The organism is Pseudomonas sp. 9.2(2024), from assembly GCF_039695385.1.
Lineage (GTDB): Bacteria > Pseudomonadota > Gammaproteobacteria > Pseudomonadales > Pseudomonadaceae > Aquipseudomonas > Aquipseudomonas paraglycinae.
The window spans coordinates 4,019,010-4,043,510 of record NZ_CP155585.1 but is presented as its reverse complement, the minus strand read 5'-3'; the positions used below and the strand labels follow the sequence as shown (position 1 = coordinate 4,043,510).

Annotated in this window: 15 protein-coding genes and 1 pseudogene; 6 read left to right on the top strand and 10 right to left on the bottom strand. The window is 59.9% G+C overall.

Annotated elements, in window-relative coordinates; genetic code table 11:
- Nucleotides 1-132: 132 nt before the first annotated feature.
- Nucleotides 133-1,572 (bottom strand): dihydropyrimidinase, encoded by a 1,440-nt coding sequence (gene hydA, locus ABFB52_RS18025; protein WP_129974354.1) that lies wholly within the window; start codon nt 1,570-1,572, stop codon nt 133-135.
- Between the two features lie 620 nt (nt 1,573-2,192).
- Here hydA and ABFB52_RS18020 point away from each other — a divergent pair.
- From ABFB52_RS18020 to ABFB52_RS18010, 3 genes and pseudogenes are all read left to right on the top strand, one after another.
- Complete coding sequence (locus ABFB52_RS18020) at nt 2,193-3,677, top strand: NCS1 family nucleobase:cation symporter-1 (protein WP_129974355.1); 1,485 nt, start codon at nt 2,193-2,195, stop codon at nt 3,675-3,677.
- A 30-nt stretch (nt 3,678-3,707) separates the two neighbouring features.
- A complete protein-coding gene (locus ABFB52_RS18015; RefSeq protein WP_007952875.1) occupies nt 3,708-4,991 on the top strand; it encodes a Zn-dependent hydrolase in 1,284 nt (427 codons plus the stop codon).
- A 75-nt stretch (nt 4,992-5,066) separates the two neighbouring features.
- Nucleotides 5,067-5,987: pseudogene (locus ABFB52_RS18010) on the top strand (DHH family protein).
- A gap of 5 nt (nt 5,988-5,992) precedes the next feature.
- Here the strand turns inward: ABFB52_RS18010 and ABFB52_RS18005 are convergent.
- Complete coding sequence (locus ABFB52_RS18005; protein ID WP_085746082.1) at nt 5,993-6,202, bottom strand: hypothetical protein; 210 nt, start codon at nt 6,200-6,202, stop codon at nt 5,993-5,995.
- Nucleotides 6,203-6,506: 304 nt separating this feature from the next.
- Between ABFB52_RS18005 and ABFB52_RS18000 the strand changes: the two genes are divergently transcribed.
- Nucleotides 6,507-12,359 carry a DUF3320 domain-containing protein gene (locus ABFB52_RS18000; RefSeq protein ID WP_129974133.1) on the top strand — a complete coding sequence of 1,951 codons (5,853 nt, stop codon included), beginning with the start codon at nt 6,507-6,509 and terminating at the stop codon, nt 12,357-12,359.
- A 134-nt stretch (nt 12,360-12,493) separates the two neighbouring features.
- On the opposite strand, the gene ABFB52_RS17995 is transcribed toward ABFB52_RS18000, so the two are convergent.
- From ABFB52_RS17995 to ABFB52_RS17960, 8 genes are all read right to left on the bottom strand, one after another.
- On the bottom strand, nt 12,494-13,882 hold the full coding sequence (locus ABFB52_RS17995; RefSeq protein ID WP_129974132.1) for an amidohydrolase family protein: 1,389 nt from the start codon (nt 13,880-13,882) through the stop codon (nt 12,494-12,496).
- 12 nt (nt 13,883-13,894) lie between these two features.
- Nucleotides 13,895-15,250 (bottom strand): nucleobase:cation symporter-2 family protein, encoded by a 1,356-nt coding sequence (locus ABFB52_RS17990; RefSeq protein ID WP_085746084.1) that lies wholly within the window; start codon nt 15,248-15,250, stop codon nt 13,895-13,897.
- A gap of 91 nt (nt 15,251-15,341) precedes the next feature.
- Nucleotides 15,342-16,406, bottom strand: coding sequence for a GTP-binding protein (locus ABFB52_RS17985; RefSeq protein WP_129974131.1), 1,065 nt, complete (start codon nt 16,404-16,406; stop codon nt 15,342-15,344).
- A complete protein-coding gene (locus ABFB52_RS17980) occupies nt 16,403-17,026 on the bottom strand; it encodes a UbiX family flavin prenyltransferase (protein WP_129974135.1) in 624 nt (207 codons plus the stop codon). The genes ABFB52_RS17985 and ABFB52_RS17980 overlap by 4 nt, the downstream gene beginning before the upstream one ends.
- A gap of 11 nt (nt 17,027-17,037) precedes the next feature.
- Nucleotides 17,038-18,423, bottom strand: coding sequence for a UbiD family decarboxylase (locus tag ABFB52_RS17975; protein ID WP_085746087.1), 1,386 nt, complete (start codon nt 18,421-18,423; stop codon nt 17,038-17,040).
- A 146-nt stretch (nt 18,424-18,569) separates the two neighbouring features.
- Nucleotides 18,570-19,475 (bottom strand): amidohydrolase family protein, encoded by a 906-nt coding sequence (locus tag ABFB52_RS17970; RefSeq protein WP_007952854.1) that lies wholly within the window; start codon nt 19,473-19,475, stop codon nt 18,570-18,572.
- A 4-nt stretch (nt 19,476-19,479) separates the two neighbouring features.
- Nucleotides 19,480-20,409, bottom strand: a complete 930-nt coding sequence (locus ABFB52_RS17965) for an amidohydrolase family protein (protein ID WP_007952852.1) — start codon at nt 20,407-20,409, stop codon at nt 19,480-19,482.
- A gap of 367 nt (nt 20,410-20,776) precedes the next feature.
- Nucleotides 20,777-21,709, bottom strand: coding sequence for a LysR substrate-binding domain-containing protein (locus tag ABFB52_RS17960; protein ID WP_085746089.1), 933 nt, complete (start codon nt 21,707-21,709; stop codon nt 20,777-20,779).
- 118 nt (nt 21,710-21,827) lie between these two features.
- On the opposite strand from ABFB52_RS17960, the gene ABFB52_RS17955 reads away from it, so the two are divergent.
- Together ABFB52_RS17955 and ABFB52_RS17950 are read left to right on the top strand one after the other, a co-directional pair.
- Nucleotides 21,828-22,292 carry a (2Fe-2S)-binding protein gene (locus ABFB52_RS17955; RefSeq protein WP_085602752.1) on the top strand — a complete coding sequence of 155 codons (465 nt, stop codon included), beginning with the start codon at nt 21,828-21,830 and terminating at the stop codon, nt 22,290-22,292.
- Nucleotides 22,292-24,499 (top strand): molybdopterin cofactor-binding domain-containing protein, encoded by a 2,208-nt coding sequence (locus tag ABFB52_RS17950; RefSeq protein WP_129974130.1) that lies wholly within the window; start codon nt 22,292-22,294, stop codon nt 24,497-24,499. The genes ABFB52_RS17955 and ABFB52_RS17950 overlap by 1 nt, the downstream gene beginning before the upstream one ends.
- Nucleotides 24,500-24,501 lie beyond the last annotated feature (2 nt).

Here is a 24,501-nt window from a genome sequence, read left to right as displayed (position 1 = left end):
CAGTGGTTTTTTGATCGTTCCCACGTCGAGGCGTCGAACCGTCCGCGTGGGAATGCCTCAAGGGACGCTCCGCGTCCAGTGACGCGGAGCGTCACGGGCTGCATTCCCACGCAGAGCGTGGGAACGATCTGATCAGCGCTTGACGGCCGCAGGCCTGTGCAACTCAGCCCGCTTGCTCAGCAAATCAAACACCGCCGGATACGCCGGCCGTTCGATATACCGCCCGGCCCCACGCTCGGCGCGCAGGTCGCCGTCGGCCCAGACTACCCGGCCCTGGCTGACGGTATGGCTTGGCACACCGGTCACGGTCTTGCCTTCGAAGATGTTGAAGTCCACCTGCTGATGGTGGGTCTTGGCGGAGATGGTGCGAGTGCCTTGCGGATCCCACAGCACCAGGTCGGCATCGGCGCCGACGCGGATCGCGCCTTTGCGCGGGTAGAGGTTGAAGATCTTCGCGGTGTTGGTGGAGGTGAGGGCGACGAAGTCCTGCATCGACAACCGTCCCGAGTTCACCCCTTCATCCCACAACACCGCCATGCGGTCTTCGATGCCGGCGGTGCCGTTGGGGATCTTGCTGAAATCGTCGCGGCCGGCGGCTTTCTGCTCGGCGCAGAAGCAGCAATGGTCGGTGGCGGTGGTGTGCAGATTGCCGCTTTGCAAACCATGCCACAGCGCGTCCTGATGCCCGCGCGGACGGAACGGCGGGCTCATCACGTAACCGGCGGCGGTCTGCCAGTCCGGGTGCTGGTAGACGCTGTCGTCCAGCAGCAGATGCCCGGCCAGCACTTCGCCATAGACCGGTTGGCCCTTGCTGCGGGCGTAGGTGATTTCGTCGAGGGCCTCTTTTGTCGAAACATGCACCAGGTACAGCGGCGTGCCGATGGTTTCAGCGATACGGATCGCCCGGCTCGCGGCTTCGCCTTCAACCTGTGAGGGCCGAGACAGCGGATGCGCTTCCGGCCCGTTGATGCCCTGGGCCATCAACTTGCGTTGCAGGTGATAGACCAGCTCGCCGTTTTCCGCGTGTACGGTCGGCACGGCGCCGAGTTCCAGGCAGCGCTCGAAGCTCGCCACCAGCGTGTCGTCGGCGGCCATGATCGCGTTCTTGTAAGCCATGAAATGCTTGAAGCTGTTGATCCCGTGATGGCTGACCAGCTCGGCCATTTCCTCCCGCACCTGCTCGCTCCACCAAGTGATCGCGACGTGGAAGCCGTAGTCGGAGGCGGACTTTTCCGCCCAGCCGCGCCACTGGTGAAACGCTTCGAGCAGCGACTGCTGCGGATTGGGAATCACGAAATCGATGATCGAGGTGGTGCCGCCGGCCAGGCCTGCGGCGGTGCCGCTGTAGAAATCTTCGCTGGCCACGGTGCCCATGAACGGGAGTTGCATGTGGGTGTGCGGATCGATGCCGCCGGGCATCAGGTATTGGCCGCTGCCGTCGAGTACTTCGGCGCCGGCGGGAACATCCAGGTTTTCACCAATGGCTTTGATCACGCCGTCAGCGCAATAGACATCGGCGCGGTAACTTTCATCATGGGTAACAACGGTGGCGCCACGGATCAACAGAGACATTCCGAGTTCCTCGCAGGCATGACCGACTTGTGCCGGTTCTAGTGTTTTATTGTTTGCAGCGCCAAATGCGTAATCTTGTCAGCGCTGTCAGGAATAGACGCTAGTCGCAGTTCTGCAATTGATCAAGATTATTTTTTATAAGCTTATTATTGTTTTAAATCGTTGATAAATAACGATAAAAATACAAAATCACCAAAATGGTGAGGCGCTTCACCATTTTGACGCACTTGACAGGTTGGAAATATGAGCAAGATTTCCTATGTGAAATCAGCCGCTTGAAGTTGAGCTGCGGGTGACGCGTTCTGAAGAAAAATAATGCAGTGCACCAGATTGAGTCCTGACAGTTCGGACAACTTGCCTGGCATTTAGCCTGAGTGTTCAGTCAAGTTTTCGCGGCCTCACAGGTGAATAATTAAAACTGATAAACATCAGTCGGTTACAAAAAAATAGAAGCACGGCCCGATGCGCAAGCGGGGCACCCGGCACGTTTATTGATGCCGCCGCTGACACCATGGCCGGTGCATGAAAGTTGTCAGTTCCTCCGGCCATCGTCCGGCTCGCACCTGCGTGTGCAGCCGCCTGATGAGCAAAAAAATAATCAGAAGAACAGTGGAGCGGCCATGCAACAGAACAGATCGCAAGTGACCGAGCGCGACGGCTTGTTCGAACTCGAAACCGGCAGCGACGTCCTCGACAGTCCCCGTTACAACCACGACATGGCACCGACCAAGGTGCGCGAACGAACCTGGAACAAATGGCACATCACCGCGCTGTGGGTCGGCATGTCGATCTGCGTACCGACCTACACCCTCGGCGGCGTGCTCACCGCGTATTTCGGCCTGAGCGTCGGCGAAGCCTTGCTGGCGATTCTGTTTGCCAACGTCATCGTCCTGATTCCCCTCACGCTCAACGCGTTTCCCGGCACCAAGTACGGGATTCCGTTTCCGGTGCTGCTGCGTTCGTCATTCGGGATTCTCGGCTCCAACGTGCCGTGCCTGATCCGCGCGCTGGTGGCGTGCGGCTGGTTCGGCATCCAGACCATGTTCGGCGGGCTGGCGATTCATCTGTTTCTCGGCTCGGTGTTCGACGGCTGGAAATCCCTTGGCGGGACGGGGGAGGTCATCGGTTTCATGATTTTCTGGGCGCTGAACCTGTGGGTGGTGATCCGTGGCGCCGAGTCGATCAAATGGCTGGAAACCCTGTCGGCACCGCTGCTGGTGGCGGTCGGCATCGGGTTGCTGGTGTGGGCCATGCCGAACGTGTCGATGACCGAGTTGCTGGCGATTCCGCCGAAACGTCCCGAGGGCGCGAGCGTGGTCAGTTACTTCGCCGCCGGGCTGACGGCGATGGTCGGTTTCTGGGCCACCCTGTCGCTGAACATTCCTGACTTCAGCCGTTATGCCCGTAGTCAGAAGGATCAGATCCTCGGGCAGATTTTCGGCCTGCCACTGACCATGTTCCTGTTCGCCGCACTGGGCGTGGTGATGACCGCCGCCTCGGTGAAACTGGTGGGCGTCAGCGTCTCGGATCCGGTGACTTTGATCGGCCATATCCAGAGCCCGGTGTGGGTCGCGGTGGCCATGGCACTGATCATCATCGCCACGCTGTCGACCAACACCGCCGCGAACATCGTTTCGCCGACCAACGACTTCCAGAACATCGCGCCCAAGGTGATCAATCGCACCAAAGCGGTGATCCTCACCGGGTTCGTCGGCCTGGCGCTGATGGGGCATGAACTGCTGAAAAAGCTTGGGTTGATCGTCTCCGATGTCAGCCTGGAAACCGTGTATTCGAACTGGCTGCTGGGCTATTCCAGCCTGCTCGGGCCGATTGCCGGGATCATGGTGGTGGACTATTTCCTGATCAAGAAACAGCAACTGGACCTGGCCGGCCTGTACCGCGACGACGTGTACCCGGCGTGGAACTGGGCCGGGTTCATCGCCTTCGGCGTGCCGGTGGTGCTGACCCTGCTGTCGTTGGGCAGCAGCGCATTCAGCTGGTTCTACAGCTACGGCTGGTTCACCGGCTCGGCGCTGGGCGGGTTGATCTATTACGGGTTGTGCGCGATGCGTGCGACGCCGGTGGCCGTCAAATCGCCGATGTAATTCCCATAAGAACTGCCTGAGGAGACCCCCATGAACGCAGCCGTAGACGTTCTGCAATCGACCCATCAGCACATCAACCGCGACCGCTTGTGGGCGTCGCTCATGGAGCTCGCCAAGCTCGGCGCCACGGTCAAGGGCGGGGTCTGTCGCCTCGCGCTGACCGACCTCGATCGCCAGGCCCGCGACCTGTTCGTGCAGTGGTGCAAGGACGCCGGTTGCAGCGTCACGGTCGATGAAGTCGGCAACATCTTCGCCCGTCGCCCCGGCCGTAACCCGAACCTGCCACCGGTGATGACCGGCAGCCACATCGACACCCAGCCCACCGGCGGCAAGTTCGACGGCTGCTTCGGCGTGCTGGCCGGGGTCGAGGTGCTGCGCACCCTCAACGACCTCGGCGTGGAAACCGAGGCACCGCTGGAAGTGGTGGTCTGGACCAACGAGGAAGGCTCGCGCTTCGCCCCGTGCATGATGGGCTCCGGCGTGTTCGCGGAAAAATTCACCCTCGAAGAGACCCTGGCCAAGGTCGATGCCGACGGCGTCACGGTCGGCGAAGCACTGAACGCCATCGGCTACGCCGGGCCGCGCAAGGTCAGCGGGCACAAGGTCGGCGCCTATTTCGAAGCACATATCGAGCAAGGCCCGATCCTTGAGGACGAACAGAAAACCATCGGTGTTGTGCTCGGCGCACTGGGGCAGAAGTGGTTCGACCTGAAACTGCGCGGCGTCGAAGCCCACGCCGGTCCGACCCCGATGCACCTGCGCAAGGATGCTCTGGTCGGCGCCTCGGTGATCGTCGGCGCGGTCAATCGCGCGGCGCTCGGGCACCAACCCCACGCCTGCGGCACCGTCGGTTGCCTGCAAGCCTATCCGGGTTCGCGCAACGTCATTCCCGGTGAGGTGCGCATGACCCTCGACTTCCGCCACCTGGAACCGGCACGCCTCGACTCGATGATCGCCGAGGTCAAGCAAGTCATCGAAGCTACCTGCGAGGAGCACGGCCTGACCTATGAACTGACCCCGACCGCCGACTTCCCGCCGCTGTACTTCGAAAAAGGCTGCGTCGAAGCCGTGCGCGGCGCCGCCAAAGGTCTGGGCCTGTCGCACATGGACATCGTCAGCGGCGCCGGCCACGACGCGATTTTCCTCGCCGAACTGGGTCCGGCCGGGATGATCTTCGTACCGTGCGAAGGCGGCATCAGCCACAACGAAATCGAAAACGCCGCGCCGGACGATCTGGCGGCCGGCTGTGCGGTGTTGTTGCGGGCGATGCTGGCGGCTTCTGCGGCGGTGGCCGGGGGACAACGCGCTGCCTGACGTTCATTAATCGTTCATGAAAATGTGCGACGTTGCCGCCCCTGAAAAGGAAGTCAGGGACGCGCAATGTCGCTCATAAAAGTCATCACCTCAGGCTCGGCGTATCTGGACATCGACGCCTACGCCTGCTGCATCGCCTACGCCGAACTGCTCAACCTGCAGGGCATTTCGGCCCGCGCCGTCAGCAGCGCAAAACCCAATGCCAGCGTTTCGACAACCGTGCTCGGCTGGGGCGCTGTTTTGCACGACTACCGCCCGACATCCAGCGATGAGTTTGTGCTGGTCGACGTATCCGATTACCACTATTTCGACCCAATGGTCGCGCTCGATCGGGTGGTGGAAGTCATCGACCATCATCCGGGCTTCGAACAGCATTGGGCACAGACACTCGGATCTGCCGCCGACATCTGCCCGATCGGCGCGGCGGCGACGCAGGTTTTCCAGCGCTGAAAAGCCACAGGATGGCTGTCGAGGATCAGCGAACAAAGCGCCGCGCTGCTGGCCACGGCGATTCTGGACAACACACTGAATTTCACCGGGCAGATGACCACGGCGGCGGACATCGACGCCTATGCTGAACTTGTACCCCACGCAAAACTCACGGAGGACTGGCCCGAGCAATATTTCCTCGAATGCCAGACCGCTATCGAATCAGACATCTGCGCCGCATTGGCCGCAGACTTGAAACGGATGAAACCCGACAGCCTCCTGCCGCAGGTCTTCGCTCAAATGACGGTGTGGGACGCCGATGCCTTGCTCGAAAGGCATCGCTCGACGATCAACGATGGGATGGGCGGGCAGGGCGATGACTGGTTGCTGAACGTCATCTGCATCAGCCAACGCAAAAGCTGTTTGCTGGCCGAACCCGTGGTCAGCCAGCAGAAGTTGAGTCGTTTGCTGCCGGTGGAATGGCAGGCTGGATTAGCGGCTCTAAAGCCCTCGATCTTGCGCAAGGAGTTACTGAGTCTGGGGCTGAGCGCAAACTCAGGCGGGTGAAGTGATTATCCGGGATTGCCGGTTTTACTCGCCGCACTCTTACGCCGTTCAACGCCTTTCGGATTGCCAACGTCCAGCAATCGTCTTTCCACCAGCACATTCTCGAGCGCCTGGCGTTCGGCCGGCGCCATCTCGTGCTCGCGCTTTTTCAGCTCCAGCAGGATGGGGCTGGACCAGGTGCGATAGGTCTGTTCGATGAGGCGGCTGGATTTCATCAGTCTCTCCTTGATCAAGAGCCCGATCTTGCTGGTTGGGGCTCAATCCGATGAGGTACTAACGTTAGTCGACAAAACCGCAAGGCGCTAATGCTAGGTTTTTATGGAGGGCGTTGGTGAGCTTGTGAAACGCGCATGAGTTAAACAGGCATATTTCCTGTTCATTAATGGAGTAAATCTAGAGGCTCGACTGTAGGAGCGAACATATCTCTACCTTTGATCGAAAAAGCAGTTTCAAAATCCCCCCTTGTCGGTGAGTATGGCCTCTGTTTGTTTCATCGAATTTTCCATGGAGAAGTGGTTCATGACCATCAAGATCGAGGGAGTGATCGCCAGCAAGATTGGCTTTGCTTCTCACCAAAATTCTGTCCCGGTCCTCAGAGAACTGACCGTACACAACGATGGTGAAGCTGATTACAGCGATCTTGAACTGGAGCTTGTTGCGGACCCTCCCTTCCTTGAAGGCAAGACTTGGCGTCTGGATCGATTAAACAAAGAGTCGACGCTGCATATTTCAGAACGAAATTTGAAGCTGAATGCCGCTTATCTCGCCGATCTGACGGAGAGCCTCAGCGCGACCCTTTCGCTGCACCTACGTTTCAATGGTGAAGTTCTCAATAGTCAAATCTTCCCGGTTGAGCTTTTGGCACGAAATGAGTGGGGGGGCGTTAACTCCATGCCAGAGCTTCTACCGGCGTTTGCAATGCCAAATGACCCTGCGGTAGATCGGATACTCAAATCTGCTTCTGATGTTCTGCGCCGAGCTGGCAAGGCAGATGGCATCAACGGTTACGAAAGTAAGTCCAGAACCAGAACCTGGGAGCTCACGTCCGCAATATGGTCCGCAGTCTGCGGACTTAAATTGAGCTACGCACTACCACCGGCAAGCTTTGAGACTTACGGTCAGAAAGTAAGAACTCCGAGCCTCATATTGGAGGGTGGTGTTGCAACGTGCCTGGACACAGCATTGCTTTTTGCCGCAGCACTGGAGCAAGCCGGACTGAACGCACTTCTGTTGCTGACGAAAGGTCATGCTTTTGCAGGAGTTTGGTTGCAGCCCCAAGAGTTTTCTCAACTGATTACAGATGAGGCGTCCGCGGTACGAAAGCGTATCGATCTGAAAGAGGCCCTCGTATTTGAAACCACTCTCGCAACACAATTTCCTGTTCCAGGTTTCAGTCAGGCGATTAGTACAGCTGAAAGACAGGTCAACGATGAAGATTTCATCATGGCCATTGATATGCATCGAGCACGCATGCAGCGCATCCGTCCTTTAGCAACGTCAATTCCCGCGTCTAAATCAGATGTGATTCAAGAGGCGGAGACACCACTCGAGGCATTGGAGATTGCGCCACAATTACCGGGCTTTGATGTAGAGATTCTTACTGAGTCAGAATCTCCCGCCGGTAAGCTTACGCTGTGGCAACGCAAGCTTCTCGACCTGACTACTCGAAATCGACTTTTACACTTGCCGGATAGTGCTAAAGGCGTTCGCTTGATCTGTCCTGAGCCCGCTGAGCTGGAAGACCAACTGGCCAGCGGCAAGCGAATCAGGATCGTGTCTATACCGGATCTGGAGGCTGGAGGCAGAGATGCGGCACTCTATGAGCAACAAAATCGAGAGTCGCTCAGAGATGAATACGCTCGCAGTGCATTGTCTCGTGGTGAGGTACTGGCCACGCTTGATAAAACCAAGCTCGAAGTAGCGCTGATTGACCTGTACCGGAAAGCTCGCAGTGATCTTGATGAAGGCGGAGCGAATACTCTCTTTCTTGCACTCGGGTTTTTAAAGTGGAAAAAGTCGGCAGACGACCCGAAAACCTATTCCGCTCCTTTAATTTTGCTACCCGTAAAACTTGATCGTAAAAGTGCGTTGTCTGGCGTGACAATGACTTTGCTTGAAGATGAGCCTCGCTTCAATTTGACTCTGCTCGAACTGTTAAGACATGACTTTGAACTTGTTATTCCGGGGCTTGAAGGTGAACTTCCCTCCGACGACAGTGGCATTGATGTCGCTGGGATCTGGAATACAGTGCGCCGTGCAATCAGAGACGTGCCGGGTTTTGAGGTCACCACTGAGCTCGTGCTGGGAACGTTCTCTTTCGCGAAATATTTGATGTGGCAGGATCTGGCTGCTCGCTCTGAGCAGCTTTTGAAGAGCCCGATGGTCAAACATTTGCTGGAAAGAAGTGTCGGCGGTGATGGCTTTGCAACGTCGGGGGAGTTTCCACAGCCTCACGAGCTGGATAGAAAAGTCAGCCCGGCCGATCTGTTTACACCGTTACCTGCTGACTCCTCCCAACTGGCTGCAGTTGTTGCCTCCGCCAGCGGTTGTGATTTCGTTCTTGATGGACCTCCCGGCACCGGTAAGTCCCAAACCATCGCCAACATGATTGCCCACAACCTGGCTCTAGGTCGCAGGGTCTTGTTCGTAGCAGAAAAAATGGCCGCTTTGGACGTTGTCTATCGTCGGCTTGAAGAAAAAGGACTAGGCGAATTCTGTCTTGAGCTGCATTCCAGCAAAACATCCAAGGTTGAAGTACTTAAACAATTGGAGCGGGCTTGGGATGTTCGCGATGCGTTGACCGCTGAAGAGTGGGCTGTCGAAACGGCAAAACTGCACAAACTACGAAATCGATTGAACGAAGTCGTGGGAACCTTGCATCGTCGGCAACCTAATGGATTAACAGTCCATCAGGCTATAGGTCGTGTCGTACGAGATGGGCACGCCGCGTTACCGCATATTGCATGGCCAGAGGGAACGTCTCACGACGCGGAAGAGTACGCGCGCCTGCGTGATCTTGCCCGACGTCTCGATTTGAATAGTCAGGCTGCCCGCGATCTGTCAGCTGACTTCTCGCCCATCTCTCCCACCGAATGGTCAAACGGCTGGCAAGAGTCGATCGCTGCAGTTTCCAGGGAGCTGCCGGGAGTCATTGAGCGGCTGAAGATTGCCTGTAACAACTTGTTGAGAGCCACCGATCTTCCCCTAGCCGTTTCGAGTGAGGAGGAAATCGAACGTTTTTGCCAGTTTGTTGCGCTCTTGGTAGATACGCACGGTATCGATCTCTCTTTTGCATTCACGTTGAATGCAAGTGCCAAGATCGTTGCAGCCAAGAAAGCTGTGCAGATCCTCACAAATTACCAAGAAATTGAACACTCGCTGTCGGTGCGCTACGCCTCAGAAGCCTGCCGCACCATCAACCTCGAACAAGTCAAAAGCGATTGGGAAACTGGCAAGACCAAGTTTTGGTTCCTCGCGACTTTGGCCAAGAAAAAGGTGGGTAAAAACCTTGCGGGTCAGGGCGGAGTGGTTGGCTTTCCGGACGTTGAGCAGGATCTTGCCAGACTCTTTGAAATGCGTGATCTGCTCATCTCGCTGGACAGCTTGTCTGCAGATTTAAACGCTGTGCCTGGGTGGAGCGGAGTTTCAAGTGATCAATCCGCGATGGCGGTAGCTTGGGAGCTCGCTGAACGCTTGAGAACGTTGATCAGCTCGCGCGCAGAGTCCCCTGAAGATCTCATTGCACTGCGGGGGGCCACACAAAAGCTCGTCGTTGAAGCCAATGAGTTATTAGGCGGGGGTGGTTTTATCGCAGCAGCGCTTCACCAATTAAAAGATGCATTGGAAGCGTTCAGTCAAACGAGCAAACGCTTCTATGAACTGAGTAATCGCCCGATAGAGGGCAAATTAACAATTGAGTCATTGCTCGATGCGGCCAGTGCTATTTCTCGGCATGAGTCAAAGCTGAAAGGCTGGTGCGATTGGTGTCGGGTGCGTGAAGAGGCGATAGCGTCCGGGCTTCAACCGTTAAGTGATGCATTGGCAATTAAAGGGTTGCCAGAGGGCGGTACTGTAGACGCATTCGAAACATCTTACGCACGCTGGTTTGCAAGGGTGATGATCGACGCGGACCCTCTGCTTCGTAACTTCGTGCCAGCGGAGCACACTAGCGATATTGAGGCGTTTGTACGTCTGGATGAGGACCTGTCCAAGCTTACTGTTCGATATATTCGAGCGAAGCTGTGTGGATTGATCCCGTCGAAAAACGAGATCGGTAAGCAAGGTGGTTTCGGCATCTTGAAGCACGAGCTGCAAAAATCACGTCGGCACAAACCCGTGCGACAGCTTGCTGTTGAGATGGGCGATGCCATGTCGAAACTCGCTCCTTGCATGCTGATGAGCCCTCTATCGATTGCGCAGTATCTTCCAACAGATCTCGCACTTTTTGACTTGGTGATATTCGATGAGGCCTCGCAAATTGCTCCATGGGATGCCATCGGGTCGATCGCGAGGGGTAAGCAGGTGGTCATTGCGGGTGATCCACGTCAGATGCCTCCAACCAATTTTTTCAATCGCGCCGCGTCTGCCGCAGAGGATGATACTGCTGAGGACATGGAGAGCATCTTGGATGAGTGTCTGGGCGCAGGCATCCCAAGTCATAGCCTCAGTTGGCACTACCGGAGTCGCCATGAAAGCTTGATCGCGTTCTCGAACCATCGCTACTACGACAGTAATCTCATTACCTTCCCTGCGGCTGAAACGCGTGCAAGCGCTGTGGAGTGGCGACGTGTTGATGGCGTCTATGCGAAAGGCAAGGGCAGGCACAATCAGGCCGAGGCCGAGGCCATCGTTACCGAGACTGTGAAGCGTTTGATGGATCCGGCGTTTGTTGCGAGCGGTCATACGATTGGGATCATCACACTCAATAGCGACCAGCAAAGACTGATCAACGATCTGCTGGATAGGGCGCGGCAACAGTTCCCGCAGATCGAGCCGTTCTTCCAGCATGACATTGCTGAACCCGTCGTCGTAAAAAACCTGGAGACAGTCCAGGGCGATGAGCGCGATTTGATCATGCTTGGTATCGGGTATGGCCCAACCGAGCCTGGTGCGCAGGTTATGTCGATGAACTTCGGTCCATTGAACAAAGAAGGCGGATGGCGTCGTTTGAACGTGGCGATAACCCGCGCGCGCAGGGAGATGATGGTTTTCTCCTCTTTTGATTCTTCAATGATTGATTTAAATCGCACCAACGCCCGGGCTGTTCGTGATCTGAAGCACTTCATTGAATTTGCTCAGAGAGGGCCGAGGGCTCTTGCTGAGGCAGTGCAGGGTTCAGTGGGCGGTTATGACTCACCTTTTGAGGAAGCAGTTGCTCATGAGCTGAGACGGAAAGGCTGGCAAGTCGTGCCGCAAATAGGCGTATCACGTTTCCGCATTGATTTAGGCATTGTCCATCCAGACAGACCCGGCGATTACCTGGTTGGTGTTGAATGTGATGGTGCCACCTATCACAGCGCGGCGACCGCGCGAGATCGCGACAAGGTTCGTAGCGCAATCCTGCAAGGTTTGGGCTGGAAGCTGGTTCGGCTCTGGTCGACAGAGTGGTGGATTGATAAGTCCGGCGCGCTGGATCGCTTGCATGCATCGCTTGAGGCTCTTTTGGAAGAGTCGCGTGCATCGGCTCTTGTTAGCAAAACAGTTGAGCAAGAGTCCTCAATACCTCATTTGTCGTTAGTGCATAGTGCTCCACTGGCAAACGACGTAGAGAAAGAGGAAGTTTCTGCTGTATCAGAGGGCGATGCTACTGATGAACGACCTCCCGAACTCAAAATCGCGAAGTCGTTCACGTTGCACGCCTCACCCGCAATCAAAGATGAATATCGTGTCACCGACTTCACAAGCGTCGGCGACAGAATCAATGCTGAGGCGTTTTACTCGCCTGAATATGATGCAGTTCTAGCCGAACTGATTGCACATGTGTTGTTGCAGGAGGCTCCGATCCTCGATTCAGTATTGGTACAGCGCGTAGCCCGGGCACATGGTTTTCAACGCTCTGGCCGTCTCATTCGAGAACGAGTTCTAGATCTGACAGAGCAAAATCATCATCTGAAAACTGATCCGGTTGATGGTCAATTTGTTTGGCATTCCCAAAGTGATATTGCGGGTTGGAACAAATATCGGATACCTGCGACATCGGATGATGGCAGGTCGGTGGAGGAGATCGCCGCTGAGGAACTACTGATGGTTGCGTCTTTGATTTCCGCCGGCGACATGCCTTTGGAAATTGCCAAAACTTTCGGCGTGAAGCGTTTGACTGGAGCAGCGCGTGAAAGGATAGAGCTGGCAATCAAGTCGATGTCAGATTTGTGATTTTTTAAAGCACTACAACAAAAGGAGAGCATGGTGTTTGCCAGCTCTCCTTTTTATTGCCTGTTTACACAGTCGACTGAAAGTCTGCCATCGCTGGCAAGCTAGCTCCCACAGGGTTATGCAGTGGGTTTGTGTTAATCGTCGACCTTCATCATCGCCTGCACACCCTCCCAGGCCTCGGCCCGCATCCGCTCGATATCCAGCCCCGGAATCACGCCGTTGTCGACGACGATCCGCCCACCCACCAGGCTGTATTTCACGGCAATCGGCTCACCCGCGACGACCGGTGCGACGGCGCTGTCGTGGAAACCGTAGAAGCGTGGGTGGTCGAGACTGTACATCACCAGATCCGCTGCCTGGCCGACTTCCAGCGTACCGACCGCGCCGAGGCCGAGCACTTGCGCGCCGCCGGCCGTACCCCAGTGGATGACGTCTTCGGCGGTGGTGGCCGAGGCGCCTTGTTCGGCGCGGTGGATCAGCCAGGCGGTGTTGGCTTCGCCGACCATGCTTCCGGATTCGTTGGAAGCTACGCCGTCGACGCCGAGGGAGATCGGCACGCCGGCTTCATACATCTGCGGGATTGGCGCGACGCCGCTGCCCAGCCGGGCGTTGCTCACCGAGCAGTGGGAGACGCCGGTGCCGGTCTGGGCGAGCATGCGGATTTCCCCCGGTTGCAGGTGCACGGCGTGGGCGAACCAGACGTCCGGGCCGAGCCATTCGTGTTCGGCGACGAATTCCACCGGCAGGCAGTTGTACTTGTCGCGACAGAAGTTCACGTAGTTTTCGGTTTCAGACAGGTGCGTGTGCAGGCGCAATCCCATGCCTCGGGCGGTGTGCGCCAGTTCGCGCAACAGCGTTGGCGGCAGCGAGAAGGTCGGCGTGGTTGGCGCCACCACCACCCGGCGCAGAGCATCCGGGGTGTCCTGGTGGTAGCGCGATTTCAGCCGTTCGATATCGCCGACCATTTGCTCCAGTGATTCCGGTTGCAGCGCGGTTTTCGAGAAGCCTGGGTGTGCGCTCGCCGACTCCAGCGCACCGCCACGGCAGAGCACGAAACGCAGGCCGAATTCCTCGGCGAGGTCGAACAGCAAGTCGCCGGTCTCGGTGCTGCCGTGGGCGTGGTAGAGGTAATGGTGATCGGCGCAGGTGGTGACGCCGGACAGCAGTAGTTCGACCATCCCCAGCCGTGCGGCGATCCGCGCCAGTTGCGGGGTGAAGCGGTTTAGGCGCGGATAGGGCACGCTGGCCAGCCAGCCTTGCAGGTCCTGATTCAAGCCTTCGGGCACGGCTTTGAGCAGGTTCTGGAACAGGTGATGGTGGGTGTTGATCCAGCCCGGGTAGACCACCGAATTTCGCGCGTCGATCACTCGTTCACCGGGTTGCGGCTCAAGGTTGGCGGCCATTTCCGCGATACGGCCGTTGACCACGCGGATGTCCACGGCGCCGGCCCGGGCACGGGGGCCGCGCAGACCGGTCATCACCGCCACCGGGTGCTTGATCAGGATGTTTTGAAGTTGAGTCATGGGCAGCTCCAGTCAGAGGATATGCGAGGCGGATTTGCCGGGTGTGGTTTCTGGCACGCTGACGCCGTTGAGCGCCGCGTTGAGCAGCACCGACACCAGGCAGGCGATGACCACGCTGCTGTGCAGGAACGGCTGTGACCACTCGGGCAGTTGTTTGAACAGGGTAGGGGCGAGCACCGGCACCAGGGCGGCGGCGATGGTGAAACCGACGATCAGCACGTTGTAGCGATTGCGTTCGTAATCGACCTTGGCCAGGGTCTGGATGCCCGCTGCCGCGACCACGCCGAACATCGCGATGCCGGCACCGCCCAGCGCGGCGGTCGGCATCGAGGCGATGATCGCCCCGGCTTTCGGCACCAGCGCAATCGAGCACATCAACAGACCGCTGATCGCCACCACCCAGCGGCTGCGCACGCCGGTCAGGATCACCAGACCGACGTTCTCCATGAAGGCAATGAACGGAAACGCGGCGAACATCCCGGCGATGGTGCTGGCCAGGCCATTGGCGCGCAGGCCGTTGATCACCTGTTTGTCTTCCACCGGTTTGTCGACGATGTCGCCGATGGCCACGAACAGCCCCATGGATTCGACCATCTGCACGATCATCACCACCACCATGGTGGCGATGGGGATCAGACTGAAGGTCGGCAAGCCGAAGTAGAACGGATAGGGCACGGTCAGCCACGGCGCGTCCTCGACGCTGTGAAAGTTGCCCATGCCCAGACCGTAAGCCAGACCGGCGCCCACCAGCATCCCGACCAGCACTGCCATGTTGCGCAGCAACGGGCTGCCATAGCGGTTGACCAGCAGGATGGTCAGCAACACCACCACGGCCACGGCGAGAAACGCCGGCGCGCCGAAGTTGCTCGCGTTGCGCCCGCCGCCGACCCATTCATAGGCAATCGGGAACAGCTGCAGACCGATCACCGTGACGATGCAGCCAGTTACCACCGGCGGGAAAAACCGTCGCAAGCGGCCCACGAACGGCGCGATCAACATGGTGAAAATCCCCGCACCGATCACCGCCCCGCAGACCCCGGAGAACCCCACCTCCGGGTTGCTGCCGATGGCGATCACCGGCCCGACGCTGCTGAACGCCACGCCTTGCAGAATCGGCAGGCGTACGCCGAACTTCCAGAAACCGACGGTCTGCAACAGGGTGGCGATGCCGGAGCAGAACAGCGTGGTGCTGATCAGCACCACCGTGTCGGCGTGGGACATCTTCAAGGCACTGGCAACAATCAACGGCACGGCGATGGCGCCGATGTACGAGACGGCCATGTGCTGCAGGCCGAGGGTGAGCATCTGTCGCACCGGCAAGACGCGGTCGACAGGGTGGACGGTGGAGGAGGAACTGGCTGACGACATGGGGAATCACCTCTAGCTGTTGTTATTCGGTACAGAGGGGTATTCGTTCTGTGTGCCCGGAACCGCCATCCACCGGCTCCGATGCCGGGTTTCAGCCGGCCAGGCAGGCGGCGAAGCCCTGGTTCAGCGCCGCTCGATCCAGGTCGCGGCCGATGAATACGATCTTGCTTGAGCGCGGCTCGCTGCCCCACGCGGTCGAAGCGCGGAACTCCACCAGGCTGTGCACGCCTTGCAGCACGTAGCGCTGGTCTTCGTTGGCCACCGTCAGCACGCCTTTCATGCGGTACAGGTTGTCGGCTTGGGAACTGCGCAACTCGCTGATCCAGCGGTGGAAGGCCATCAGGTTGACTGCGCCGTCCACGGCGATGCCCACTGAGGACACGCTCGGGTCGTGCTCGTGATCGGGCTCTTCAGCGTGATGGTCATGGTCGTGATGGTCATGCTCGTGGTGATCGTGATCGTGCTGATACGCGCCGATTTCCATCAGCTTCTGCGTGCATTCGAAGGCGCCGATGCCGAGGATCTTCGACAGGTCGATCTGTGCGTGGGTCGAGGTCACCAGATCCGCCGTGGCGTTCAATCCGCGGATCTTGCCGCGCAGGGTTTCCACCTCTTCGGAACTGACCAGATCAACCTTGTTGATGACGATGCGGTCGGCGCAGACGATCTGATCCACCGCCTGATTGTCGACGCCGTCCAGTTGCAAATCTTCCAGATGCTGGGCGATGTGTTTGGCATCGACCATGGTCACGATGGCGTCGAGCTCGACTTCCTCGGCGATCGGGTCGTTGATGAAGAAACTCTGGGCCACCGGGTACGGGTCGGCCAGGCCGCTGGTCTCGATCAGGATGTGGTCGAGCCGCACCGGACGCGCCACCAGTTCGCGGACGATCCGCACCAGGTCTTCACGGACTTCGGCGGTGCAGCAGACGCAGCCGTTGACCATTTCGTAGATCTCTTCGGTCTCGGAACTGAGCACCAGATCGCCGTCGATGCCGACTTCGCCGAACTCGTTTTCGATCACCGCGATCTTGCGACCGTGGTTCTCCTTGAGGATGTAATTGAGCAGGGTGGTTTTGCCGGCACCGAGGAACCCGGTGAGGATGGTGACCGGGATTTTGGTGTTCGGGGTCGGGGCGTTGAAGGGGGTGTTCATGTGAGGCTCCTTGGTATTGATAGACCGGTGCACGATGAAGGGGAGTGAGGCTGGATTTGGCTGGGGGCCGGAGTTTCACCCCAGCGCAGCGCAGTGCCGGCATCGAGGCCGAACAGGTCGAGGACGCGGCCGAGGCTGTGGTCGACCATTTGCGCCAGGCTGTCTGGGCGGGCGTAGAAGGCCGGGACCGGCGGGGCGATGATGCCGCCCATCTCGGTGACAGCGGTCATGTTGCGCAGGTGGGCGAGGGTCAGTGGCGTCTCGCGGGCCATCAGCACCAGGGTGCGGCGCTCCTTGAGGGTGACGTCGGCGGCGCGGCCGATCAGCCCCGATGAGGTGCCGGTGGCGATCTCCGCCAGCGTCCTCATTGAACACGGCGCGACCACCATGCCCAGGCAGCGGAACGAACCGCTGGCGATCCCGGCGGCCACGTCGTCGGCGCGGTGGTAATGGCTGGCGAGGGCGGTGACGTCGGCCAGTTTGTAGTCGGTTTCGTGGGCCATGGTCAGCAGCGCGGCGCGGCTGATGATCAAGTGGCTTTCGATGTTCAGCTCGGCCAGCAACTCCAGCAGGCGCACGCCGTAGATGAAGCCGGACGCGCCGCTGATGCCGACCACCATCCGCTGGCGGTTCACGATGGCAGACCTTCAAGCAGTTGCCGCGCGCGTTCGAGCACGTCCTGATCGAGCTGTGCCTTGATCCCGTCAAACCCAGAACCGCGCGTGGCATCCAGGCCCATGCGCGACGTGGTGCCATTGACCGAGGACGACGGGTCCAGCGGGCTGCCGGGCAAACCGTCAATCGTGAAGATGTCGAGGTGCGGCTGGAAGTGAGTGGCCAGTGCCCACAGCACCTGGCTGTCGTCGGTGAGGTCGATATCGCTGTCCACCGCGATCACGGTTTTCAGGTACGGATCCCAGCCGAGCAGGGCCAGCATGATCTGCCGGGCCTCGCCGTCACGGCTTTGATCCAACGCCACGTAGCAATGAAAATGCGTACCGGAGTTCGGGTAATGCACGGCGGTGACGGCGGGGAAACGTGCCTTGAGCTTCTCGCTCATTTCCGCTTCGCGAGGCAGCCGCGCCAGGGTCAGGTGCTCGGCGTAACGTCCGCCCATCACGTCCACCAGCCAAGCGTCCTTGCGCCGCAACAGGGTATCGACGCGCAGCACGTTGTTGGTCGAGCGATCCGAGGAGTAGCCGCTGAACTCGCCGAACGGGCCTTCTTCGGCATAGGCCGTCGGGTCTATTGCGCCTTCGAGCACAAACTCGGCGTAAGCCGGCACGCCGATGCCGTAGCGCGGAGTCTTCACCAGTTCCAGCGGCGCACCGAACAGCCCGCCGGCCACCGCGCGTTCATCGCTGCCATAGGGCAGCCGTGCAGCAGCGGCGAGCATGAACAGCGGATGCGCGCCGACCACCATGGCCACGCGCAGTTCTTCACCGCGTTCGCGGGCGGTCTGCAACATCCGCCACAGATGCCCGCGCGAGTGCAGGCTGGTAGCCAGGGCCTGACGGGCGTGACGCATCGAGCGGTGGTAGCTCATGTTGGCGATGCCGGTCTGCGGGTCCTCGGCGATGATGATCGCGTTGGTAATGTACGGGCCGCGATCACTGTCGAAATGCTTGAGCATCGGCAGCAGCGCCAGGTCCAGGGTTTCGCCTTCGAAGACTTCGTCGAGCACTGGGCCGGTTTCGACGTAGCGCGGCGCGATCGGCTGGTTGGCGCGGGTCTGGAAGGTTTCGTGCAACTGCGCGGCACTGACGCCGAACAGCCGGGCGATGCGCCGACGGGAGGCGAACAGATTGGTCGCCACCGGCACACCGAGGTTGCTGACGTTTTCGCAGATCAGCAGCGGATCGCGACCCTGGGCGGCGAGGGCATCGACCAGGGCGGTGACGTCCTGATCGGCAGAAAGGGGTTGGGTGATGGTCAGCACATCGTCCGGGTACTGGCGGCGATAGGCGTCGATGAATACGTGAAAATCCTGAGAGTCGCCGAGCGTCGAACGGGTCATGGTTTCACCTCGTAAAAAGCAGGCGCGCAGGGGTGAGGCTGGCGTTCGATCGACAAGCCGTTGGCCTGCCGGTCGAGCGAACGCCGGGTCATCTTCGCGCCTGTAAAGTCGCTGTGTGGCTGGGTTGAAGCCGGGTCAGACCCTGTTTAGAGATAGGTCGTGGTCAGACGAATGTCCGCTTCGGCCAGATCCTTGGGCGGCGGGGTCGGTTCGATCCCGCACAACCGGGCGATGTTGTTGCCCAGGTAATCCTCAAGGTGATCCTCGTCGATCCCCAGGCCCTGCGGCGCCGGCGAGCACAGCACTTCCAGCTCGCGCAGCCACATGCCCGGTTCGTTCGGCGGCGAGTCAGTGCCGAACACGATCTTGTTGCGCGGCAGCTCCTTGGCGAACTCGACGATCCGCGACTGGAAGCACCAGCCGGATTCGCAGTACACGTTCGGCGTGTCCATCGCCATCCAGAACGCTTCGAACGAGTAGTTGCCGCCGGTCTGGATGCCGAAGTGACCGATGATGAAATTGACCATCGGGAACTCGCGGATGATCGGGTAGAACATCGTCGGAATGGTGTACGGGCCGTCACCGGTGTGGATCAGCACCACGATGTTGTACTTGGCGCAGACCTTCATCGCCGGACGCAGCCAGTCGAGTGCGCGATCCGGGCGATAGCCGTGCATGTTGGCGTGCAGCTTGAGCATCTTGAAGCCGTATTCCTTGATGTGGAATTCCAGCTCTGCCGCACCGTTTTCCGGTCCCCAGCGCGGGTTGAAATTGAAGTTGCCGATGAACCGGTCCGGGTACTTCACGCACAGTTCGGCGACGTACGACATGTAGTCGCGCACGCCCTCGCGGCCACGGCGGTTGCCGTCGCGATAACCGGTGTTGCCCGGTGGCGGCTGGATGAAACCCATGTCGATCCGGCGCGGCTTGCCGTTGATCATGTACGGGCCGTCCATCAGCTTGAGCATGCGCTCGCCGGTGAACGGTTCGCCGGTGTGGCGCCAGGCCTCGTCGACCAGATTGGTGGGGTGCAGATGGGTGTCGATGATCATCGGTTCAGCTCCTGGCCAGTTGGGTGGTGACGGGGCGCTTGAGTTGCGCCTCTGCTTCGGAAACGGAACGCGGCGGCGGGGACGGCTCGAGGCCGATCATCCGTGCGGTGTTGTTGCCCAGGTAGTCTTCGAGGGTGTCCTCGTCGAGGTTAAGGCCCTGCGGCGGCTCGTGGCAGAGCACTTCGAGCAGGCGCAGCCACATGCCCGGTTCGTTCGGCGGGGTGTCGGTGCCGAACAGGATCTTGTGGGTCGGCAGGACCTTGGCGAACTCGACGATCCGCGATTGCAGGCACCAGCCGGACTCGCAATAGACGTTGGGCAGCTCCATCGCCCACTGCATCGGTTCGAACACGTAGACGCCGCCGGTCTGCACACCGAAGTGGGCCATGATGAAATCGACGTTGGGGAACTCCTTGATCATCGGCACCCATTCCGACGGGATGCTGTAAGGCCCGTCGCCGGTGTGCAGCTTGACCGGGATGCCCAGCTCGGCACATTTCTCGAAGGCCGGACGGACCCAGTCCAGCGCGCGGTCAGGACGGTAGGCGTGCATGTTGGCCTGCATCTGCACCATCTTGAAACCGTGTTCTTTCACGTAACGCTCGATCGCCTCGACGCCGTTTTCCACGCCGCAGCGCGGGTTGTAGACGAAGCAGCCGATGAAACGGTCCGGGTAGGTCTGGACCATTTTCAGGGTGTAGGCCATGTAGGCGTCGATGGATTCGCGGCCCGACAATTCGCCGTCGGTCCAGGTGTAGATGGTGTTGCCCTGCGGCGGCTGGATGAAGGCTTTGTCGATGCGGCGAGGCTTGCCGTTGACCATGTACGGGCCATCCATCATCTCCAGCAGACGCTCGCCGGTGAACGGGTCACCGTCATGCCTCCAGGCGAGGTCCACGAGATCCGTGGGATAGCAGCTGATATCGATGATCATTGAAGTCGATCTCCTGATAGCGGGGAAGGGAGCCTTGCGGCTCACAGCATCCACGTCCCGGGCAATCGGCCGTTTCTATGCGCAGCACTCGCGCATTCCCTCGCCTGTTCGCATCCGGCCCGGGTGGGTGGTTGCTTGAGGCGAGTATTGGAAGGCGGGGGAGGGTTCGTACAATATTAATTGGGTGGGGTGGTGATACTTCTGGGATATAGGGGAAGATCAAAAGCCTGCCCTCACCCTAGCCCTCTCCCGGAGGGAGAGGGGACCGATCGGGGAATATTGATGAATGACACCGACGTGACAGTTCAGCAGTGAATCCATAATCGACTCGGTCGTTCAGGTCGATGTATGACGCAAGACACCTCGGTCAGCTCCCTCTCCCACCGGGAGAGGGCTGGGGTGAGGGTTGGTTTTCGAGAGTACTCAGGGCCAACTGTTTGATGATCTCAACCACCGGCGCGACCCGGTCAGCCTGCCCATGCGGCCACACCGCATACAGGTTGTAATGCGCCGCAATCTGCGCCTCGTTCAACGCCACCAGCCGCCCGCTGCGCAACGCATCGGCAGCCAGTAATCCACGCACCAGCCCCGCACCAACACCCGCTTCAGCCGCCGCAATCAGATTCGCCGCATTATCGAAAATCACCCGCGCCGGCGGTTCGGTCGGTGTCATCCCGGCCGCATCCAGCCATGGAATCCACGACCTGCGCGTATACCCCAACAGTGGCAGTTCAAGAATCTGCGCCGGGCTCAGTGGCACCTGCAAACCCTGCCGCTCAAGCAACGCCGGAGACGCCACCGCCAACACCCGATCCCCGCAAATCTGGGTCATCTCGCAATCATCCCAATCGCCATAGCCATAGCGCAGCGACAGGTCTACCCGCTCGAACGTGCTGCGATCACTGCGCGGCATCGACAGGATTGTCACTTCGTAATCCGGCAATCCGTCGAGCAATTGCGGCAGGCGTGGATTGAGCCAGCTCTGCGCCAGTTCGCTGTCCACATCCAGGGTCAGTCGCTGGGCCACGCTGCGGTTTTTCACCGAGGACAACGCGCGGTCAATCTGCGCCAGGCCATCCGACAACACGCTGGCAAACAGCTGCCCGGCGTCGGTCAGGTTGCTGCCGCCGCCTTCGCGCACGAACAGCGGCTGGCCGATGAAGTCTTCCAGGGCGCGGATCTGCTGGCTGATCGCGCTGTGGGTCAGGTCGAGCTTGCGTGCGGCACTGGAAAAACTGCCGCTGCGCGCCGCGTGGATGAACGCGCTCATGGACTGCACCGACGGGTATCGCTTGTACATGTTGTTAGTCCTGCTTACACCGGTTGGCAGAAATCGTCGCTGGCCGCGCGTTGCCGGGGGTTCCAATAATCGGTCACCAGGCCCGCACAAAGACGGGCCGCTCTTTTGGAGCCTGACAATGATTGCATTCACGGTTAACGGCGAACGACGCGAGCTGGATGAGGCGTCCCCCTCCATGCCCTTGTTATGGGTGCTGCGTGATCAGTTGAAACTCACCGGCACCAAGTTCGGTTGCGGCATGGGCCTGTGCGGTGCCTGCACCGTGCACCTGAACGGCGTCGCGGTGCGTTCCTGCCAGTTGCCGCTGGCCGCCGTCGCGGGCCACAGCATCACCACCATCGAGGGCCTGTCGCCCAGCGAAAACCATCCGCTGCAACTGGCCTGGGTCGCCGAAGATGTGCCGCAATGCGGCTACTGTCAATCCGGGCAGATCATGTCCGCCGCCGCACTGCTCAACACCGGCGCACCGGTCAACGATGACTCGATCCGCAACGCGATGTCCGGGAATATCTGCCGTTGCGGCACTTACGGGCGCATCAACAAAGCGATCAAACGTGCGGCGAATGCGCCGAAGGAGGCGTGATGAGCCTCATCGACGGCACGCTTCATGAACCCTCGCGCCGAGTGTTTCTCAAGCAGGCGGTGACGGTGGCGTCCGGTCTGGCGATTGCGCTGTACCTGCCTTCCGGTGCGGCGGCGACTGAAGCGAAAACCTCGGCCACTGAATTCGAACCCAACGCCTGGGTGCGCGTGCTGCCCGACGGCACGGTGAAACTGGTGGTGCACAAGCACGATTCCGGCACCGGCACCCAGACGGCTTTGGCCGCGTGCGTGGCCGAGGAACTGGACGTGAACCCGATGACGGTGCAGGTCATCACCCCGGAAGATCCGTTCTTCGACACCTACATTCATCCGGTCTGGAAAGTCTTCTCCACCGGCGGCAGCACCAGTGTGTCGCTGGAGTACGATCGCTTGCGCATGGCTGGCGCCACGGCGCGGGTGCTGCTGATCAGTGCGGCGGCGCAGCAGTGGAAAGTCAGCCCCGACAGTTGCTCTACCGAGGAAGGTCGGGTCGTGCATGCATCGAGCAAACGCAGCCTCGGCTACGGCGAACTGGCCGGCGCGGCGGCGCATCTGCCGGCACCGACGAACGTCACGCTGAAGGATCCGGCGCAGTTCAAATACATCGGCAAGTTGCGCCACAAACGCGATGCGGCGGCCAAGGTTTGCGGGCGTTTCAAGTACAGCATCGACGTGCAGTTGCCGGGGATGCTGGTGGCAGTGATTCAGCGCGCACCGGTGGTGGGCGCGAAGGTTGTCGCCGTGGATTCGGCGGCAGCCTTGCAGGTGCCTGGCGTGCGCAAGGTGATCGCTATTCCCGGTCGGCCGGACGTGCTCGGTGGCAACCTCGAAGGCGTCGCGGTACTGGCCGAAACGTTCTGGGCCGCGCAACAGGGACGCAAGCTGCTGGAGATCAAATGGAGCGATTCCCCGCTGGCCGGCTTCGACAGCGCCGATCTGGCCAGGGCGCAGATCGCAGCGATCAGCGACCCGGCAACGCAAACCGTCAAAGCCATGGCCCAGGGCGATGTCGCGGGACGATGGCCGGGTGCGGCGAAGCTGCTCGAAGCCGATTACACCATGCCCTACAAGGTGCAGAACCCGCTGGAGCCGATCTGCATCACCGCGCAGCTCAAGGACAAGGCAATCACCTACTGGGGTGGCGTGCAGGTGCCGTCGTCGGCGCTGGAAGCGGCGCAAACCGTGTGCGGCATCGGCAAGGAAAAAGTCACCATTCATGAGCTGGTGTCCGGTGGCAGCTTCGGTGCGCGGGAAGCCAAATACTGGTTGTTCGAGGTCGCGTATCTGGCGCAGAAGACCGGCGTGCCGGTGAAACTGCTCAACAGCCGCGAAGACGAGATGCACGCGCTGTTCAATCACCCGGCCACGCTGCATCGGGTAAAAGGCGCGCTGGATGCCCAAGGCAAACTCACCGCGCTGCAACTGCACGCGGTGTCGCCTGCCTCGCCGGAACAGTGGGAGCCGGGCTATTTCGAGCGTCCGGATCACATGGATTACAGCACCACCGAAGCGATCACCGCGTGGGACTTCGCCTACCGTCCGCCGCACCTGGAGCTGAACTGGGTCAAACACGAAAGCAACGTGCCGAGCGGTTGGTATCGCTCGGTGAGCTTCATTCCCAACGTGTTCGCCGTGGAAAGCTTCATGGATGAACTGGCCCATGCGGCCGGCAAAGATCCGCTGGCGTTCCGGCTGGCCAACATGCAGGAGCGGCCACGGCATGTGGCGGTGTTGAAGCAGGCCGCCGAACGCGCCGGTTGGGGCCAGAAACTGCCGCCGGACACGGCGCTGGGGATCGCCACCAATCAGGGCTACACCAGTTTCATCGCCGTGGTGGCGCGGGTCGCGAAAGTGGACGGCAAGGTGCGGGTCGAGAAGCTGACCTGTGTGGTCGATTGCGGTCTGGCGGTGTCGCCCGGCGGGGTCGAGGAGCAGATTTACGGCGGATTGATGTGGGGCCTCGGCCACGCGCTATTCGATCGTCTCGACATCCAGCAGGGCAGAGTGGTGCAGAGCAATTTCCACGACTATCGCGTCACCCGCATGTCCGACATGCCGCCGGTGGACATTCTCGTGCTCGATGGCCAGCCGGACAAACCGGGCGGCGTCGGGGAGCTGGGCAGTCCGTCGGTGGTCCCGGCAATTGCCAATGCGCTGTTCAGCCTGACCGGGGTGCGTCAGCGTTCCACGCCACTGAACCTGGGGTAAGT